Genomic DNA, 17,064 nt, shown 5'->3' with positions numbered 1-17,064 from the left:
AGTCTGCCATGCGGCGTGGCACCTCTCCCTTCGGCACCCTGGTGACACGTTCCGCGCCAGGCGCGCCGTACAGTCGCCTGCCCCAACGCCGAGGAGCCCCGATGACCGACACCCGTTTCGACGCCCTGCACGCCACGCTGCGCGCCGAGGTCGACCAGGCGTTCCTGCCAGGCGTCTCCACGGTGCTGCTGCGCGGGCGCGAGGTGGTGGACCGCTTCTGCTACGGCGCCGCCGACCGCGAGGCCGGCATCGCGCTGCGCGAGGACCATCTCTTCCGGATGTTCTCCAGCACCAAGCTCGTGACCGCCTGCGCGGTCATGCTGCTGGTGGAGCGAGGTCGACTCGGACTGGACGACCGCGTGGACGCCTTCCTGCCCGAGCTCGCCGAGCGCCAGGTCTTGCGCCCCGGCGCCAAGGATCTGTCGGACACCGAGCCCGCCCGCTCGCCCATCACGGTGCGGCATCTGCTGACGCACACCTCGGGGCTGTCCTACGGGGTCTTCGACCCAGGGACACCGATGCACGGGGCCTACCAGCGGGCCGCCGTGCTCAGTCCCCATCGGGACCTGGCCGGCATGATGAAGGCGATCGAGCCGCTGCCGCTGTGCTTCCATCCGGGCACGCAATGGGAGTACTCGGTGTCCATGGACGTTCTCGGCCGCCTCGCGGAAGTGGTCAGCGGCGAGCGCTTCGGCGCGTTCCTGGCCCGGCACATCTTCGAGCCGCTGGACATGGTGGACACGGACTTCTGCGTGCCCCCGGACAAGCAGGACCGTCTGACGGTGCTCTACGAGGGCGCGGACCTGATGGACAACAGCAAGCCCGGCCTGCCCCGCGCCGACCACAAGCCCTATCCCGGCGCCTACCTGCGACGCATGCCGCTCGAGTCCGGCGGCGGCGGACTGGTGAGCACGCTGGAGGACTCGACGCGCTTCATCCGCAGTCTGATCCCCGGCGGACCCACGCTGCTCAAGCCGGCCACGCTGGACCTCATGTTCAGCAACCAGCTGGGGCGCGACCTGCATGTGCGCTTCCCCGATGTGCCGGACCTCCCGGGATGGCAATTCGGTTTGGGCTCGGCGGTGCGGACATCCGCAGGACCGGGCGACCCGCCCGAGGTCGCGGGGGAAGCCAGCTGGGGCGGCCTGGCGGGCACGCTGTGGTGGATCCATCCGCGACGCGGCATCGCGGCCGTGCTGCTGACCCAGCGCTATTTCGGACACTCGCATCCGTACGCGCAGCGGTTCAAGCACAAGGCGTATCAGGCGCTGCTGCGAGGCTGAGACGGGGCGAGGTGCCATCGTGCGCACCCGCCCGTCCTGGCACCGCGTGAGCCCCCCACCGCGGGCCCGCGGGCGCTACGCCCGCAGCGGCCCCGCGAGCAGCGCGTCGACGACCTGCAGCGCGCGCCGACCGCTCTCCTGCTCGGAGAGTCGCGCGCCGCGGGCGGCCATGCTCGGCGAGGTCTTGAAGCGGCCGCCGACCATCAGCGTGGGCACGGTGTTCACGTCGGCGCGTTCCTGGAGCTGATTCGCCTGCTGGCATTTCGCGGCCACGGAGAAGGACTGGCAGGCCTCCATCAGCCGCTTCGGATCGATGCCGGCTCCGGCCAGGGCGGTGGCCTGCTCCTGCGGGGTGTTCAACGACTTCCCCTGCCCCAGCAGCAGATCGAAGACGACCGGCCGCAGTTGATCCTGAACGCCGAGGGACTGGAGCGCGAAGAACAGGCGCTGATGCGCGACGACCTGCGCCCGGCCGGCGATGTGGATGCGGCGCAGCGAGACGACATCGCGACGCTGCGCGTGCCAGGCCTCGAGGACCGGATCGAAGGCCTGGCAATGGCCGCAGCCCAGCCAGAAGAACTCGACGAGCTCGATGCGACCGTCGCCGGTCGAAGGAAGGGGGGTGGCCAGCTTCTCGTAATGCTGACCCTCGACGGGTTGCCATCCCCCCGCGGACGCCGGCGCCGCGAAGGCCGGGCCCGCGACGCCGAGGGCGGTCGAGACGGCGGAAACGGACGACAGCGCGGGCAGCGCGCCCGACATCGCCAGCAGGACTCTTCGTTTCATGAGCACGCTCCCAAGATGCGGTGGCGGCGATTCTTGGGGCGCTGGCTTAGGGCGCGATTAATCCGGGATGGCGCGTTCGGGCCGGCGATGCGAAGGCACGACAGAGGCCTGTCCGGCCCCTGTCATCGCAGGGGGCCGCGGCGGGTCTGCAGCGTGTTGTTCATCAGGTCCGCGAGCTCGCGGGCCTTCATCCCGTAGGTGTCCGGCAGACCGCCCTCCACGCCCGCGAGCGCCGAGGACACACGGCGGCCCAGGGTGGTCGCGCCGGCCTCGGCCAGGTAATGCCAGCCGACGCGTTCGCTGTGCTGGACGCGGTAGATCGAGAACTCCCGGATCTGCGCCCAGCGGATGAAGTGCTTGCGGAAGAGGCTGCACACCTCGAAGCCCTCGTCGGAGAGCTCCACGTACGAGCTGCCAGGCAGCAGGCTCACGACGGCCACGATCGCGCCGAGCCCGAAGAACACGGCGCCGAAGTAGCCCATCACGGGCTCGTCGCGCGCCATCAGCAAGCCGCCGGCGACGAAGACGAGGCTCACGACCAGCAGCGCGAGCATCTTGAGCGGGCTGGCGCGAAGGCGCAGGGGCAAAGCGTTTTGACGGGTCGACATCCGGATCCTCTCTGATGTCCCGCGGATCGAAGCGTCTACGACGGCTTCTGGGGGTCCGGGGACGGGGGGATTGTCGCGGCAGGCGCGCGGACCTCGACGTCGACTCCGGGCACGTGATCCGGACAAGGCGGCCCGACTGACTTGATCGGCCACCTGTAGACACCGCCGCCCCGCGCCCTATCATCCGACCCCAGCCACGCCACGTGGCCAGCAGAGGCAATCATGAAGATCCGGCTCGGGCAGTTTCTCTTCGCCGCGGCGCTGCTCCTGGGAGGCGCCGCCTCCGCGCAGGCCCAGCAGCTCAAGGTGGGCTATGTCGACACCCAGCGCGTCATCAACGAATGCGTGCCCGGCAAGGCCGCGCAGAGCCGGCTGCAGGAGGAATTCAGCAAGCGGCGCCGGGCCCTGGACGACCAGGAAAGCGCGCTGGGCGCCGCGGCCGCGCAACTCGACAAGGACGCCCCCTCGCTGTCCGAGACGGAGAGAACCCGTCGGGGTCGAGATCTCGCGGATCAAGGCCGGGCCCTGGACCGCGCCAAACGCCAGTTCGAGGACGACCTCGAATTCCGGAAGGGTCAGGAATACGTGACCTTGAAGGAACGCGTGCAGCGGGCCATCAAGGCAGTGGCGCAGGAACGGAAGATCGACCTCGTCTTCGTGGAACACGTGGCCTTCGCCAAGGACAGCGCGGACCTCTCGGCCGTCGTCATCGACGCGGTCAACGCGCAGCGATAAGGGCGTCGACCTCAGTCCTTGTTCTTCGCCAGTCGCGCGGCGAGCTTCACCAGCGTCGGCACGCGCTTCCTGCCGTGCATCGAGCGCACCCGGACCTTGGCCGCGCCGATGTCGATCCCCACGCTGGTCACGATCAGCGGCGGGGATTCCTCCTCCCGCATGACCTCGAATTGCGCCGACAGCCCCGGCAGGCTCTTCTTCGAGAGACCGACGATCGCCACCTTGCCGCCCAGCGCCTCGAAGAGCTGCTGACCGACGCCCGGCGTGTCGTCCGCATCGAGATGGACGAAACCGTCGATGACGATCAGCTCGGGCTCCAGCTTGTGCTCGCCCAGCAGTTGCAGCACGCAGGGCAACTCCCGCAGATCGAGCGCCCCACGCACCGGCTTGCCGAACTCGGCGATGCGCGAGAAATAGGTCTTCGTCGCTTCCGGGGAATCCCAGGCGTCGAATGCCGCGGCGGCGACATTCGCCTGGGTGCCGTCGACATGGAGGGCCACTACAAGTTTCATGCGGGGATTATGGGTCGCCGGGATTCGGGGGCTCCGCGCCACTCCCCTGCTCGTCGAGATAGGTCCAGGTATCCGCGCCGTCGAACTTCCGGATGCGGACCTGCGACAGCAACTCCGGCGGGAACATCCTCAGATTGACGCCGTGATACGCCCCCTCCTGGGGATCGATCGGCTCCCAGTGGGTCGCGCACCCGCAGGTTGCGCAGCGCATGGTGCGCAGCGACTTGTCGCCCCAGGCGTAGAGGTCGAGCGCCCCTTCCTCGGCCCGGATCCGGACCGTGCCCCAATCGAAGTAGCCCCAGATGCCGGCCAGCCGCCGGCAGATCGAGCAGTTGCACTCGGTGACGCGGGACGGCAGATGCGGCAGCACCAGCTGTACCGCGCCGCAATGGCAGGACCCTTGCAGAAGTGACTCCACCTCAAGCTCCCTGGCTGAGACTGCCTCAGCCCTTCCTGGACCGCTGCAGCACGGTGACGATGACATGGCGGTCGTTGCGCACGAAGGTCGACGTCGTGTTGCCGCCGATACCCGCCATCCACGGCTGGGACGACGCGGCGTCCCAGAGCTGGTTCCATCGTGCACCGGAGGTCGGCAGATTGCCGAAAGCCAGGACCTCGCAAAGCGTCGCGCGGCACTGCACCGACATGATCTCGAACTCGCCCGAGGGGTTGGCGGCCTGGAGATACTGCTGGATGCTCTGTTCCAGGGGCACCGACCAAGCCGCGTCCCGCGTTTCCGCGGAGAGTTGCAGATGCAGTTCACCGAGGGACGGTGGACGATCGCGACGGACAGCCTGTCCCAGGACCTGGGCGTGCTCCGCGGACAAGGCGATCGGCGGGTCGCTCGCGAGCGGGAGGTTGGGTGAGCTCACCGCCGCGACTCCGACCTGAGCGGCGGGAAGCGGTGTGCTCACCGGATCGGTGGGCTTGGGAGTCGCTCGCTCGACGGAGGGGGCCAGGCCCCCGGCCGAAGGGGTGGCGGGCTCCGTCGGCGACAGCGGAAGCGTCGACGGCGCGATGGCGCTGGTGGCGCCGGCATGCGCCTGCCACGCATACCCGGCGACCGCGGTGACGGCGGCGCCGCAGACCGCGCCCAGGAGGAATGAACCAAGCTTCATGCTTCGAATGGCATGGCCGCATGCGGCGCCCATTGAATGTCCGGGAAGAGCGCGCATGTTGCCAGCTTCAAGTGCTCGAATCCGGTGCGAGGCCTGGCCTCGCCTCCGGAGTTTCCCCATCCTCGTCCTCAGGAGTCACGGGCCCCATGTCCCTCGACCACGACCCGCCACGGCTCGAAGCCTCCCCGCAGGCGCTGTCCACATTCATCCAATCGCTCGAACGCCGTCGCACCGCGGCCCTGGTCGATCGCGACATGGCGACGCTGGCATCGCTGCATGCCCCCGAGTACGAACTGATCACGCCCGGCGGCCGGGTGCTGCGCCGGGAGGAGTACTTCGCGCTGATGGCCGATGCACCGTTCTACTCGGCGTGGACGCACGGCGAGATGCAGGTGCGGCTCACCGCCGACATGGCGGTCGTGCGGTACCGGGCGCGATTGAGCTTCCCCTCGGGGAAGACGATGGACTGCTGGCATACCGACACCTACGAGCGACGCGCCTCGGGATGGATGGCGGTGTGGTCGCAGGCGACGGGGTGCTGAGCGATCAGCGCGGAGATCTCAGCGGCGCTTGAACAGCCGCGACCAGAAGGCCGCCTCGAACACGAGGCCGGCCACGCCGATGGCCTGGCTCTCGGCGACGAACCCGAGGCCGTAGAACAAGACGGCCAAGGCCAACAGGACAAGGGGAGTCCAGCGAATCATCGAGCGCTCCTTGCGAAGGGATCAGGGAACTCATCCGCGCCTCGTGCGTGCTGTCGGACTCGCCTCTTCCCTGTTCGCGGGGCAGCATAGCAGCGAAGGTTTCGAATCGCCTCTCGCTGGAGGCATCGACTGCGGGCACCCCGTGTGACCCGTCAGGTGCCGGGCATGGCATCGCTATCGCGGCAACCTCACCGCCCCATCGCAGGCGCAGAGGAACCGTTGGCAGGACACGGCATCGGCGCCCTCCGGCGGAATGACCGCGCCCGCCATGTACTCGCCGAAGAAACGATCGAGCGCGCCGACGCGCTGCAGTCCCCAGGCGGAGACGAACTGGCCCGCGACCAGCATCGAGACCATGGCGATCAGGCCCGGGATCGACGACTGCCAGCACCAGGCCAGCGCCGCGCCCACGACAAGGCCGAAGACGGTGCGTTCCAGATTGCTGCTGGCCCGCCGCCCGCCTTCATTGAGCACGAACAGCAGCACCCCTACCGCGATCGTCAAACCCGCGATCACGAGCACGATCCACGGCGCCCAGTCGCGCATCGCCGGATGGCAGTGGCCGCCGACGAGCGAGGCGGCGATCCCGCCCACGACCGCGCTGCAGCGCACGCAGAGCCGGATCGGCCCGAGATGGAAGGTGCGGTCGTACTGCGTGGGCGGATGGTGCGAGACGACCATGCTCCAACGCGGCCGGGGTGCCGGGGGCGGCATCCCTTGCTCACTCATCGCGCGTCCTCAGCGCCGGCCGATGTCGCCGCGCTTGGGCGGGCTGAGATCGGTGCTCTGGCAGATCGGGCACTTGGCCTTCGCGAACAGATAGAACGGCAGATAGAAGCAGCCGCAGAGGAAGATGAAGACCAGCCAGTTGAATTGCTTCTGCGGGGCAACGTTGCGATTGCAGAGGTTGCAGAACTGAGGTGACGACACGCGAGAGCTCCCTGTCTCTGAATGACTTCGAATCAGACGTTCGATTTGGCGCGAGTGTAGCGGCGCCTGTCACCTCAAGCGCTTGGCGAAGAAGCGCCAGATCATGGCCGTCGCGTCCGGTCCCGCGGGGTCGCTGAACGGTTGCCTGGCGGCGCCGCCGCTCCAGGCATGGGCCAGGCCGTGGATCTCGACCAGCGTCGCCGCGACGTGACCGCGGCGCTTGAAGTCGACGACGGTCATCGGATGGCGACGGCCGCGTCGCAGCTCGCGCGGCGCCGTCGCGGTCGCCCCCGCCGCCGCGGCCCACTGCCGCGCGGCTTCGCTCGCGTTGGCCGAGGCGACCACCCGGTCCTGGGTCCCTTGAATCACCAGCAGCGGGGGCCACGGCACATCGGCGTCTCGCGGCGCGATCCGCGGCGGACGACCGCCACCCCGCATCGCGCGCAGGGCCATGCTCGCGGACGAAGCCAGCCCGGGCGCGACCCCCGAGTGCATCGCGACCGCGCGGAAGCGCGTCGGATGCGCCGTCGCGAGCCAAGCCGCCATGCCCGCGCCCGCGGACAGTCCCGCGATCGCGACACGGTCACGATCGACGGGGTACAGCAGCCCCACCTGATCGACCGCCGCCAGGATCTGAGCGGCCTCGGCCTGCGCGCGTCCGGACTCGGTCTCGAACCAGTTCCAGCAACGCTGCGGATTGGCCAGGCGGCTCTGCTCCGGGTAGAGCACCAGGAAACGCTCGCGGGCCGCGACACGATTCATGCGCGTGCTGTGCGCGAAGTCGCTCGCGTCCTGTCCGCAGCCGTGCAGCATCACGACCAGCGGCACCCGCTCGTCGGCGCCGATGCCCGCGGGACGGAACAACCGGTACCGCCGCATGCCGCCACGGCCCATCGTCAGCCCGGCGATCCAGTCTCCCGGTCCGGCCGTCGGTGGCGGCGCGGGGGACGCGCGCTTCGCAAGGCGTGAGCGCGTGTCCTTCGCGGTGGGCTTTGCGGTGGCAATGGCGGCGCCGGTGGCCGCGCGCTTCGCCGTGCGTGTCGAAGCGCCCTTGATCGCGCCTGCGGTCGCGCGCAGGACGCGGTTGGCCGCGGCCTGCCACTGCCGGCTCAAGCGTCTGGAAAGCGACAAGGCGGCCGATCGCTTCGGCATGTCGACGTCGAGGGCCCGCGCGCTTGAACCTCAGCGATCCATGCGGACCTTGCCGGTCTCGCCGAGCTCGGCGGGCGGCTTGCCGGTGACAGCGGATTTCGCCATCGCGTACAGCTGCATCAGCTTCGAGGACTTCACGTCCCAGTAGCTCGCGTGGCTGATGCGGACCTGCACCAGGGCCAGGTCGGGATCGTCGATGCCCTTGGGGAACCACGCCTCCGCGGCCTTGTTCCAGAGCTGCTGGCGACGCGTCCGGTCCTCGCTGAGCCCGGCCGTCCCGGAGACCGAGACATAGGTGTCGTCGTCCCGGTCGGCGAAGGCCACGTTGACCTGCGGCGACGCGACGATGTCGCCGAAGGGATCACCGCTGCGGGACATGAAGAACCACAGCGATTCGTCCTCGTGCAGGTCCTGGTTCTGCAAGGTCATCGGCCGCGAATGCAGATGGCCGTTGCTGTGCTGCGTGGTGAGCAGCCCGATGCGGATGTCCTTGATCAGGCTCCAGAGCTTGCTGCGTCGTTCGGCGTCGGTCGGCGGATGGTCGGTCATGGGGGGCTCCTGGTGGATCCCGTCCATCGGCAAGGCGCGCTCCCAGCCGCCCCGGCGGTCGTCCGTCACGTTCGGAGGCGCGGCGAAGCGAGCGAAGACGCCACCGGTCCGCCCGTCGACGCAGCCGTCATCGACGACGCCACCTCGCGTCCACGCCGATGCGCCCGCTCCCGGTCACGCACAGCAGGAGCAAGCCTCCCGTGAGGCTGAGATTCTTGAAGAACCCGATCTCGGCCAGGAAGCGCTCGTTGCCCGACATCGCCCAGTAGTGGTGCCCGAGCAGCGCCGTCGCGACGCAATAAACGGCCATCAAGGCCGCCACCGGCCGCGTGAACAGCCCCAGCAGGATCGCCAGCCCGCCACCGACCTCGGCGGCGATCGCCACCAGGGTCGCCAGCGACGGCTGCGGCACGCCCATCTGGGTGAACAGCGTCACCGTGTCGGCGTAGCCGGTCAGCTTGTCCCAGCCGAAGATCAGGAACAGCAGCACCAGCAGCACGCGCGCGATCAGGATCACCACGTCGCGCGGCCGCGGCCGTGATCCTCCCGTCTCCCCGCCGACGTCTGTCGCGAAAGGATGCTGGCGCGCGGAAGAGGAAGGGAACGAAGCGGAGGAACTCATGTCGATGCCTTGTGAAAGCAGCGCCGGCGCGCCATGGGGCGCGCCAGGCGCGTTGCGGCAGCGAGGCTGCCGAGATTTCGATGGGGAGAAGATAGGCGGCGTCCCCTCGTCCGCGAAGCCGCGCGTCGCGCATATGGCCTCGTACGCCGCGTATGAGGGTCAGGCGTCGACTGCCGCCTCGACGGATCGCCGCGGATCGGCAACGCCCGAAGACATCGCGACCCCGATGGCCGTCGGGCTGCCCGTCGGCCCCGGGTTCGGCGCGGTCACGCGCGCGGGATCCGCCAGCGACATGGCGGGATCCTGCGCGAGCAGGTCGCAGAGGTGGTCGATGACCACGCGGATGCGCGGCGGCAGGCTGCGCTTGGAGGGATACACGGCGTAGAGCGGGAATCGCCGTGTCGGATAGGCAGGCAACAGCAGCTTCAGCCGTCCCGCGCGCAGGTCCTCGCCCACCAGCAGGTGCGAGATGTGCGCGATGCCCTGCCCCGCCAGCGCCGCCTGGTGCGCCGCCACCGCGTTGTTGGTGTGGATGCGGCCGCAGACCGGCATCGCCAGCTCGCCGCCCGCGATGCCGGGATCGTCGAACCACCAGACCTTCTCGTTGAGCCGACGGTGATAGACGATGCAATCGTGGCCCTCGAGCTCGCCCGGATGCCGGGGTTCCCCGCGGCGGTCGAGGTAGTCGGGCGAGGCCACCACATGCGCGAGCGCCCACCCGATCTGACGCGCCACCATCGAGCAGTCGCCCAACGGTCCCAGCCGGATCTCCAGATCCAGTCCGTCCTCGATCAGGTTGCTCGCACCGTCGCGCAGCACCAGATCGACGCTGAGCTCGTCATGGCGGTCCATCAGCGGCCCCAGGCGCGCGCCGAGGTACACGCCCAGCGGCACCGGCACCGCCACGCGCACCGTCCCCACGGCCTTGCCGCGCCGCGTGCCCACCGCGTGGCGCAGGGCCTCGGCCTCGTCCACCAGGCGCTGCGCGGCGCCGAGGAACTCGCGGCCTTCGTCCGTCAGCGTGACCGCCTGCGTGCTGCGCTGGACCAGCCGCGTCCCCAAATGTTCCTCCAGCGCGCTGACCTGGCGCGAGATCGCGGGCTGCGTGACGCCGCGCTCATGCGCGACAGCCGAGAAGGAGCCCGTCTGCGCGACCCGCAGGAAGGATTGGAGCGAGGCGATCAGGTCCATGGCGACAGGGCGACGGCGGCAAACGCAGGAGGCGCGGGACGCGCGGAAGCCACAGGCTAGCGCGCCATCCGCGCCCGCGCGCCGGGCGTTGGCCATAGCCCGTCCGGGGTAGCCCGCACGGCGTAGCCAGGGGGCGTAGGCCATCGGGGATTCATACACAGCCGCATAGCCGATATGAGCGCCGCCCGCATTCCACGCGGGATCCCGGATTCCTAGAGTCCGACCCAGCGACCAACGCTCAATACCTGACCTCTTCCCTCCTGACTCCCTGACATCCCGCGAGGAAACGACATGACGACGCTGATGCGCAACTACGTGAACGGTGAATGGATCACCACCGGCCGTACTTTCCCGACCCTCAATCCGGTCGACGGCAGCCATGTCGCCGACGTCTCCGAGGCCGACCAGGACACGGTCGACCGGGCCGTGAAGGCCGCGCGCGCCGCGATGGACGGCGCCTGGGGCAAGCTGACCGCCGCCGAGCGCTCGGCCCTGCTGCACAAGGTCGCCGACGGCATCGAGGCCCGCTTCGACGAGTTCCTGGAAGCCGAGGTCGCCGACACCGGTCATTCCTATCCGCATGCCCGCGCCATCGACATCCCGCGTGGCGCGGCCAACTTCCGCATCTTCGCGGACCTGATCAAGGCTTATCCCAACGAGGCCTACGAGATGGCGGCGCCCGAAGGGGGCGCCGTCCTCAACTACTCGCATCGCCGGCCGCTGGGCGTGGTCGCGGTGATCGCGCCTTGGGACCTGCCGCTGCTGCTGCTCAGCTGGAAGGTCGCCCCCGCCATGGCCGCCGGCAACGCCGTCATCGCCAAGCCGTCCGAGGAAACGCCCGCCACCGCCACGCTGCTGGCCGAGGTCATGGCCGAGGCCGGCGTGCCGCCTGGCGCCTTCAACCTGATCCACGGCTTCGGCCCCAATTCGGCGGGCGAGTTCCTGACCACCCACCCCGGCATCGACGGCATCACCTTCACCGGCGAGAGCCACACCGGCACCATCATCATGAAAGCTGCGGCGGAGCGGGTGAAGCCCGTGTCCTTCGAGCTCGGCGGCAAGAACCCGGGCATCGTCTTCGCCGATTGCGACTTCGACGCAGCGGTGGACGGCATCGCCAAGGCGGCCTTCTCCAACGGCGGCCAGATCTGCATGTGCACCGAGCGCGTCTACGTCGAGCGCCCGATCTTCGACAAGTTCGTCGCCGCGCTCAAGCGCAAGGCCGAGGCCCTGGTGCCCGGTCGGCCCGCCGATCCGGGCGTGGACATGCCGCCGATGATCTCGGCCGAGCATCGGGACAAGGTGCTGTCCTACTACCGCCTGGCCGTCGGCGAAGGCGCCACGGTGGTCACCGGCGGCGGCGTGCCCCAGTTCGGCGACGAGCGCGACGAGGGATTCTTCGTCCAGCCCACCATCTGGACCGGCCTGGGCGACACCGCCCGCATTTGCCGCGAGGAGATCTTCGGCCCCTGCTGCCACGTCGCGCCCTTCGACAGCGAGGACGAGGTCATCGCCCGCGCCAACGACACCCACTACGGCCTGTGCGCGTCGATCTGGACGCAGAACCTGGCGCGCGGCCACCGCGTCGCGCATGCGGTGCAGGCCGGCCTGGTGTGGGTCAACAGCTGGTACCTGCGGGACCTGCGCACCCCCTTCGGCGGCGTGAAGATGTCCGGCATCGGACGCGAGGGCGGCATGCACTCGCTGAACTTCTACTCCGAGCCCTCCAACATCTGCGTCAAGTTCTGAGGGGGCGCGCGATGCAAGCCCTTTCCACTCCGGCCGCCGCGCTGTGGCAGGCGGCGCGCGCCGCCGCGCCCTGCGCCCCCGTGCGCGGCCAACTCGGCGACAGCGACGTCGCCGCGGCCTACGCGGTGCAGGAAGAAATCACCCAGCGCCGCCTCGCCGAAGGCGCCCGCCTGGTGGGTCGCAAGATCGGCCTCACCGCCACGGCGGTGCAACGTCAGCTCGGCGTCGCGCAGCCCGACTACGGGATGCTCTTCGACGACATGGACGTGCCCAACGGCGGCGAGATCCCGCTCGGTCGCCTGATCCAGCCCCGCGTGGAGGCCGAGGTGGCCTTCCTGCTCGGCCGGGACCTGACCGACGCGCGGCTCACGACCGCCGACATCCTCGACGCCGTCGACTGGGTCCTCCCCGCGCTGGAGATCGTCGACAGCCGCATCGCCGGCTGGGACATCCGCATCACCGACACGATCGCGGACAACGCGTCCTCCGGCCTGTTCGTGCTCGGTCATGACGCGCGCCGCCTCGACGCGGTGGACCTGGTCCGCTGCGGCATGGCGCTGGAGCGCAACGGCGAGCTCGCCTCGACCGGCGCCGGCGTCGCCTGCCTGGGCTCGCCGATCAACGCGACGCTGTGGCTGGCCCGCGTGATGGCGCAGGCCGGACGGCCGCTGCGCGCCGGCGACATCGTGCTCAGCGGCGCGCTCGGGCCGGTCGTGCCCGCGCGCCCCGGCGACAGCTTCGAGGCGCGCATCCAGGGCCTGGGCTCGGTGCGCGTCAGCTTCGGCTCCGAGCAAGGACGGACCTCATGAGCGGATTGAATCAACTCGCCCTCGCGCTGGACCACGCAGCGCTGACGCGGCAGGCGGTCGCGCAGCTGAGCGATCAGCAGGCGGACTTCGACGTCGAGACCGCCTATGCGGTGCAGCGCCTGCTGGTGCAGCAGCGCCTGCGGCGCGGCGCGCGGCGCGTCGGCATGAAGATGGGTTTCACCTCGCGCGCCAAGATGCGTCAGATGGGCGTGGACCAGATGATCTGGGGCCGCCTGACCGACGACATGCGCCTGGACGAGGGCGGCGAGCTCGCGCTCGATCGCTACGTCCATCCGCGCGCCGAGCCCGAGATCGTCTTCCTGCTGAAGAAGCCGCTCGCGGGCCGCGTCAGCGCCGCCGAGGCGATGGCCGCGGTGGAGGCCGTCGCCGGCGGCATCGAGATCATCGACAGCCGCTACCGCGACTTCCGCTTTCATCTCGCCGACGTCATCGCCGACAACGCGTCCTCCTCGGGCTTCCTGGTCGGACCGCTGCAGCCGGCGAGCACCGACGTCGCCAACCTGGGCATCGTGATGCGCGTGGACGGCCGCGTGGTGCAGGCGGGATCGTCGGCGGCCATCCTCGGCCATCCCGTGCGATCGCTGGTCGCGGCGGCCCGGCTGGCTGCCGAGGCAGGCGAGCCGCTGCAACCAGGCGACCTGGTGCTGGCGGGCGCCGCGACCGAGGCCGTCGCGCTGCGCGCCGGCATGCGCGTCAGCGCGGCGTTCCAGTCGCTGGGCGCGGTGTCCTTCCAGGTCGGAGGGGCCGAGTCATGAGCGCGGTCACCAGAACCGCTACCGAAGCCCACGCCGACGCGAGCCCTGGCGGGGCTTCGGCTTCGGCTTCGACCGCGAAAGCTACGGTCGTCGCCGGCAAGGCGACGCCGCGCGGCCGCTTCCCGCATCTCAAGCGGGCGGGCGACTTCCTCTTCGTCTCGGGTACGTCCTCGCGCCGCGCGGACAACAGCTTCGAGGGCGCGACGGCCGATGCCATGGGCGTCACCGAGCTCGACATCCGCGCGCAGACCCGCGCGGTGATCCGCAACATCGCCGACATCCTCGCCAGCGAAGGCGCGGGGCTGGAGGACCTGGTCGAGGTGACCGTGTTCCTGGCGAGCATGAACGACTTCAAGGGCTACAACGAGACCTACGCCGAGTTCTTCGGCTTCGACGGTCCCACGCGCACCACGATGGCCGTGCATCAGCTGCCGCATCCGCACCTGCTGATCGAGATCAAGGGCATCGCCTACCGGCCGGCGAGTTCGCCGCCATCCACGCCGCCCACCACGGCGCCCTCTACCGCGCCGTCGTCGCCACGCGCCGCGGCCCCGTCCTCCGACGCCGCGCCCTCCACCGCGCACGTCGACGTCCCCTCTTCTGCCAAGGAGTCATCCCATGTGCTTCAAGACCCACAGCCCCAAGACCGCCTCCACGCGGGCCCATGACGGCGCGGCGCGCCTGTCCGCCTTCAGCCTCGAGAACTGGATCGCCGAGCACCGCGACCTGCTCAAGCCGCCGGTGGGCAACGCGCAGATCTGGCCTGACGCGGACCTGATGGTCACCATCGTCGGCGGCCCCAACCAGCGCACCGACTTCCACGACGACCCGGTCGACGAGTTCCTCTATCAGCTCAAGGGCGACATGGTGCTCAAGCTGATCGACCGCGACCAGGCCTACGACGTGGTCGTTCGCGAGGGCGAGATCTTCCGCATCCCGCCGCATGTGCGTCACTCGCCGCAACGGCCGATGCCGGGCTCCATCGGCCTCGTCGTCGAGCCGGCGCGTCCGGACGGGCTGCTCGACGGCTTCGAGTGGTACTGCTTCAACTGCCAGCACCTGGTGCACCGCACCGAGGTGGACCTGGAGTCCATCGTCGAGGACATCCCCAAGGTCTACGCCGACTTCTACGCCGCCACCGAGCTGCACCAGTGCCCGCACTGCGGGACGATCCACCCTGGCAAGCTGCCGCCGGCCGGCTGGGTCGTGCTGTGAGGACCGCGCCATGACTGTCGCCGTCGACATCCACAACCACTTCCTGCCCCACTCCTGGCCGGACCTGGCCGAGCGCTTCGGCACGCCCGACTGGCCCTGGATGAAGCACCTGGGCTGCGGCAAGGCCATGCTGATGGTCGGGGACCAGGAGTTCCGGCCCGTCTACTCCGCCACCTGGGACGCCGAGAAGCGCCTGGAGGAGATGGACCGGGACGGCATCGACCACCAGGTCATGAGCGTCACGCCGGTGCTCTTCGCCTACCTGCGCCAGCCCGAGCACGCGCTGGACTGCGCGCGCATGTTCAACGACATGGCGCTGGAGATGTGCGCGAAGTCCGACGGCCGCATCCATGCGGTCGCGCAGGTGCCGCTGCAGGACATCGACGCCTCCTGCCGCGAGGTCGAACGCGCGATGGCCAACGGCCACATCGGCGTGGAGCTGGGCAATCACGTCGGGGACAAGGACTTCGACGACGAGGGCATCGTGACCTTCCTGCAGCACTGCGCCGCCATCGGCTGCCCGGTGCTGGAGCACCCCTGGGACATGATGGGCCAGGGCCGGCGCATGAAGAAATACATGCTGCCCTGGCTGGTCGCGATGGCGGCGGAGACGCAGCTGTCCATGCTGTCGCTGATCCTGTCCGGCGCGCTGGAGCGCATCCCCGACAGCCTGCGCATCTGCTTCGCGCATGGGGGCGGCAACTTCGCCTGGGCCCTGGGCCGCGCCGACAACGCCTGGCGCAACCGCGACATCGTGCGCGAGGACTGCCCGCATCTGCCCTCCAGCTACGTCAAGCGCTTCTGGTGCGACAGCGCGGTCTTCGACGAGCGCGCGCTGAAGTTCCTCGTCGAGGTGATGGGCGACGACCGCGTGATGCTGGGCACCGACTACCCCTACCCGCTGGGCGAGCTGCCCATGGGCTCGCTGGTGCGCGGCACCGGCTGCCTGACCTGCCAGCAGAAGTCCCGCATCCTCGGCGAGAACGCGGGGCGCTTCTTCAACTACACCTTCGACGAGCGCGTATGAGCACGCTGGACCCGCAGACCCCGCTGCCCACCGGCACGCACAAGCCCGAGGCGATGGCGCTGATCCGCCAGGTGCTCGATTTCATCGGCGACCGGCCGCTGGACGGCGCGCTGGAGTTCGAGCTCAACCGCCGCTTCGGCCCCTACGGCGCCTTCCACGACCGGCTCGCGACGCTGATGCGCGCGGGCGTGGCCGAGGGCTGGGCCGGCTACGCACCGGTCAAGGGCGCCGGCTACAGCCGCGGCCGGATCGCCGACGAGTCGGTCGAGACACGGGGCATGCGCGTCGAGACCGGGCTGATGCGCGACGTGGTCGGGCAGTACCACCGCCACACGCGCGGCGAGATCGACCTCGTCATCCCGCTCGACCCCGGAGCCCGCTGGTGCGGGCACGGCGCGGGCTGGGTCGTGTACCCGGCCGGCAGCGAGCACTTTCCGACCACCGAGGGCGGTCAGGCGCTGGTCCTGTTCTTCCTGCCCGGCGGCGCCATCGACTACAGGCCGCCCCCCGCCGAGCTCGCCGGCGAGCGATTCGGCGCCGCTCCAGCGAGGCAACCCGCAGGCGCCGCGCCTCATCCCTGAGCCCGGTCCGAAGCCCCGTCTGGGCATATGCCCAGGCCCGATTCCCGATTCCCGATTCCCGATTCCCGATTCCCGATTCCCGATTCCCGATTCCAACGAGGTTCTCATGACCATCAAGATCCTGGCCTTCTCGGGCAGCTCGCGCCGCGGCTCGCTCAACCAGCAACTGCTCGAGGTCGCCGCGGCCGGCGCGCGCGCCGTCGGCGCCGACGTGACGATGCTGCGCCTGGCCGACCTCCAGCTGCCGCTCTACGACGGCGACCTCGAGGTCGCCGACGGCCTGCCGCCGGGCGCGCTCCGGCTCCAGCGCCTGCTGACCTCGCACCATGCGCTGCTCATCGCCACGCCGGAGCACAACGGCGGCCCGACCGCCCTGCTCAAGAACGCGCTCGACTGGGCCAGCCGGCCTGCCGCGCAAGCACGGCCGGGCAGCGGCGCCTTCGCCCATCTGAGCGCGGCGATGGTGTCGGCCTCGCCGGGCCTGCTCGCGGGCATCCGCTCACAGGTCTCGCTGCAGATCGTGCTGAACAAGCTGGGCGTCGCCATCGTGCCCGCCTCGTTCGCCCTGCCCGCCGCGCACCAGGCCTTCGACGAGCGCGGTGCGCTCAAGGACGCCGGCGTCGAGAAGGCGGTGCGCGCGGTCGGATCGGCCCTGGTGCTCGCCGCCGGCCGCGACGCGCCGGCCAACAGCTGAGCGCTCGCCCTCAACCCAGGTCC

At 70.0% G+C, this 17,064-nt stretch carries 22 protein-coding genes and 1 pseudogene; 11 read left to right on the top strand and 12 right to left on the bottom strand.

The window, feature by feature from the left end; translation table 11 throughout:
- Positions 1 to 101: 101 nt before the first annotated feature.
- The gene (locus MCHT01_RS05700; RefSeq protein WP_148661411.1) at positions 102 to 1,283 is read left to right on the top strand and encodes a serine hydrolase domain-containing protein; all 1,182 of its coding nucleotides are present in this window, start codon (positions 102 to 104) and stop codon (positions 1,281 to 1,283) included.
- A 75-nt stretch (positions 1,284 to 1,358) separates the two neighbouring features.
- Here MCHT01_RS05700 and MCHT01_RS05695 read toward each other — a convergent pair whose 3' ends face one another.
- Together MCHT01_RS05695 and MCHT01_RS05690 are read right to left on the bottom strand one after the other, a co-directional pair.
- Positions 1,359 to 2,069 (bottom strand): thiol:disulfide interchange protein DsbA/DsbL, encoded by a 711-nt coding sequence (locus tag MCHT01_RS05695; RefSeq protein WP_084451971.1) that lies wholly within the window; start codon positions 2,067 to 2,069, stop codon positions 1,359 to 1,361.
- Positions 2,070 to 2,191: 122 nt separating this feature from the next.
- Positions 2,192 to 2,677, bottom strand: coding sequence for an STM3941 family protein (locus MCHT01_RS05690; protein ID WP_148661410.1), 486 nt, complete (start codon positions 2,675 to 2,677; stop codon positions 2,192 to 2,194).
- 222 nt (positions 2,678 to 2,899) lie between these two features.
- On the opposite strand from MCHT01_RS05690, the gene MCHT01_RS05685 reads away from it, so the two are divergent.
- Positions 2,900 to 3,412, top strand: coding sequence for an OmpH/Skp family outer membrane protein (locus MCHT01_RS05685; RefSeq protein ID WP_067063543.1), 513 nt, complete (start codon positions 2,900 to 2,902; stop codon positions 3,410 to 3,412).
- An 11-nt stretch (positions 3,413 to 3,423) separates the two neighbouring features.
- Here the strand turns inward: MCHT01_RS05685 and MCHT01_RS05680 are convergent, their stop codons facing one another.
- The 3 genes from MCHT01_RS05680 to MCHT01_RS26035 are packed head-to-tail and all read right to left on the bottom strand — an operon-like array spanning position 3,424 to position 5,099.
- On the bottom strand, positions 3,424 to 3,924 hold the full coding sequence (locus tag MCHT01_RS05680) for an endonuclease V (protein ID WP_148661409.1): 501 nt from the start codon (positions 3,922 to 3,924) through the stop codon (positions 3,424 to 3,426).
- Positions 3,925 to 3,931: 7 nt separating this feature from the next.
- Positions 3,932 to 4,342 carry a GFA family protein gene (locus tag MCHT01_RS05675; RefSeq protein ID WP_067063539.1) on the bottom strand — a complete coding sequence of 137 codons (411 nt, stop codon included), beginning with the start codon at positions 4,340 to 4,342 and terminating at the stop codon, positions 3,932 to 3,934.
- A 25-nt stretch (positions 4,343 to 4,367) separates the two neighbouring features.
- Positions 4,368 to 5,099, bottom strand: a complete 732-nt coding sequence (locus tag MCHT01_RS26035) for a hypothetical protein (protein ID WP_218017871.1) — start codon at positions 5,097 to 5,099, stop codon at positions 4,368 to 4,370.
- An 89-nt stretch (positions 5,100 to 5,188) separates the two neighbouring features.
- Between MCHT01_RS26035 and MCHT01_RS05665 the strand changes: the two genes are divergently transcribed.
- Positions 5,189 to 5,584, top strand: a complete 396-nt coding sequence (locus MCHT01_RS05665; protein ID WP_067063535.1) for a nuclear transport factor 2 family protein — start codon at positions 5,189 to 5,191, stop codon at positions 5,582 to 5,584.
- An 18-nt stretch (positions 5,585 to 5,602) separates the two neighbouring features.
- Here the strand turns inward: MCHT01_RS05665 and MCHT01_RS26670 are convergent, their stop codons facing one another.
- The 7 genes from MCHT01_RS26670 to MCHT01_RS05635 all read right to left on the bottom strand — a co-directional run bounded on the left by MCHT01_RS26670 (position 5,603) and on the right by MCHT01_RS05635 (position 10,190).
- The gene (locus MCHT01_RS26670; RefSeq protein WP_169806097.1) at positions 5,603 to 5,746 is read right to left on the bottom strand and encodes a hypothetical protein; all 144 of its coding nucleotides are present in this window, start codon (positions 5,744 to 5,746) and stop codon (positions 5,603 to 5,605) included.
- Between the two features lie 174 nt (positions 5,747 to 5,920).
- A complete protein-coding gene (locus MCHT01_RS05660) occupies positions 5,921 to 6,427 on the bottom strand; it encodes a DUF2085 domain-containing protein (RefSeq protein WP_067063533.1) in 507 nt (168 codons plus the stop codon).
- Positions 6,428 to 6,484: 57 nt separating this feature from the next.
- Positions 6,485 to 6,676 (bottom strand): hypothetical protein, encoded by a 192-nt coding sequence (locus MCHT01_RS05655; protein WP_067063531.1) that lies wholly within the window; start codon positions 6,674 to 6,676, stop codon positions 6,485 to 6,487.
- A gap of 69 nt (positions 6,677 to 6,745) precedes the next feature.
- On the bottom strand, positions 6,746 to 7,807 hold the full coding sequence (locus MCHT01_RS05650) for an extracellular catalytic domain type 1 short-chain-length polyhydroxyalkanoate depolymerase (protein WP_245643171.1): 1,062 nt from the start codon (positions 7,805 to 7,807) through the stop codon (positions 6,746 to 6,748).
- A 51-nt stretch (positions 7,808 to 7,858) separates the two neighbouring features.
- Positions 7,859 to 8,377: a pyridoxamine 5'-phosphate oxidase family protein gene (locus MCHT01_RS05645; RefSeq protein ID WP_067063526.1), complete on the bottom strand. Its 519-nt coding sequence runs from the start codon at positions 8,375 to 8,377 to the stop codon at positions 7,859 to 7,861.
- A gap of 127 nt (positions 8,378 to 8,504) precedes the next feature.
- Positions 8,505 to 8,897, bottom strand: coding sequence for a DoxX family protein (locus MCHT01_RS05640; protein ID WP_067063523.1), 393 nt, complete (start codon positions 8,895 to 8,897; stop codon positions 8,505 to 8,507).
- A 261-nt stretch (positions 8,898 to 9,158) separates the two neighbouring features.
- Entirely contained in the window at positions 9,159 to 10,190 is a 1,032-nt protein-coding gene (locus tag MCHT01_RS05635) for a LysR family transcriptional regulator (RefSeq protein ID WP_067063522.1), read from the bottom strand.
- 291 nt (positions 10,191 to 10,481) lie between these two features.
- On the opposite strand from MCHT01_RS05635, the gene MCHT01_RS05630 reads away from it, so the two are divergent.
- From MCHT01_RS05630 to MCHT01_RS05595, 8 genes and pseudogenes are all read left to right on the top strand, one after another.
- Complete coding sequence (locus tag MCHT01_RS05630) at positions 10,482 to 11,939, top strand: 2-hydroxymuconic semialdehyde dehydrogenase (RefSeq protein ID WP_067063519.1); 1,458 nt, start codon at positions 10,482 to 10,484, stop codon at positions 11,937 to 11,939.
- 11 nt (positions 11,940 to 11,950) lie between these two features.
- The gene (locus MCHT01_RS05625; protein WP_067063516.1) at positions 11,951 to 12,748 is read left to right on the top strand and encodes a 2-keto-4-pentenoate hydratase; all 798 of its coding nucleotides are present in this window, start codon (positions 11,951 to 11,953) and stop codon (positions 12,746 to 12,748) included.
- Entirely contained in the window at positions 12,745 to 13,524 is a 780-nt protein-coding gene (locus tag MCHT01_RS05620; protein WP_067063515.1) for a 2-keto-4-pentenoate hydratase, read from the top strand. The genes MCHT01_RS05625 and MCHT01_RS05620 overlap by 4 nt, the downstream gene beginning before the upstream one ends.
- A pseudogene (locus MCHT01_RS25480) lies at positions 13,521 to 14,012 on the top strand (RidA family protein); the annotation flags it as partial. The gene MCHT01_RS05620 and the pseudogene MCHT01_RS25480, both read left to right, overlap by 4 nt.
- A 130-nt stretch (positions 14,013 to 14,142) precedes the next feature.
- Positions 14,143 to 14,739 (top strand): 3-hydroxyanthranilate 3,4-dioxygenase, encoded by a 597-nt coding sequence (locus tag MCHT01_RS05610; RefSeq protein ID WP_067063513.1) that lies wholly within the window; start codon positions 14,143 to 14,145, stop codon positions 14,737 to 14,739.
- A gap of 10 nt (positions 14,740 to 14,749) precedes the next feature.
- Complete coding sequence (locus MCHT01_RS05605) at positions 14,750 to 15,766, top strand: amidohydrolase family protein (RefSeq protein ID WP_067063510.1); 1,017 nt, start codon at positions 14,750 to 14,752, stop codon at positions 15,764 to 15,766.
- The gene (locus MCHT01_RS05600; protein ID WP_084451959.1) at positions 15,763 to 16,347 is read left to right on the top strand and encodes a 4-hydroxylaminobenzoate lyase; all 585 of its coding nucleotides are present in this window, start codon (positions 15,763 to 15,765) and stop codon (positions 16,345 to 16,347) included. The genes MCHT01_RS05605 and MCHT01_RS05600 overlap by 4 nt, the downstream gene beginning before the upstream one ends.
- 106 nt (positions 16,348 to 16,453) lie before the next feature.
- A complete protein-coding gene (locus MCHT01_RS05595; protein WP_067063508.1) occupies positions 16,454 to 17,041 on the top strand; it encodes an NADPH-dependent FMN reductase in 588 nt (195 codons plus the stop codon).
- Positions 17,042 to 17,064: the final 23 nt, after the last annotated feature.

The sequence above is a fragment of the Mitsuaria chitosanitabida ATCC BAA-476 = NBRC 102408 genome, from assembly GCF_001598255.1.
Lineage (GTDB): Bacteria > Pseudomonadota > Gammaproteobacteria > Burkholderiales > Burkholderiaceae_C > Roseateles > Roseateles chitosanitabidus.
Note: the sequence above shows the minus strand (reverse complement) of the source record. Positions and strands in the feature narration are given on the sequence as shown.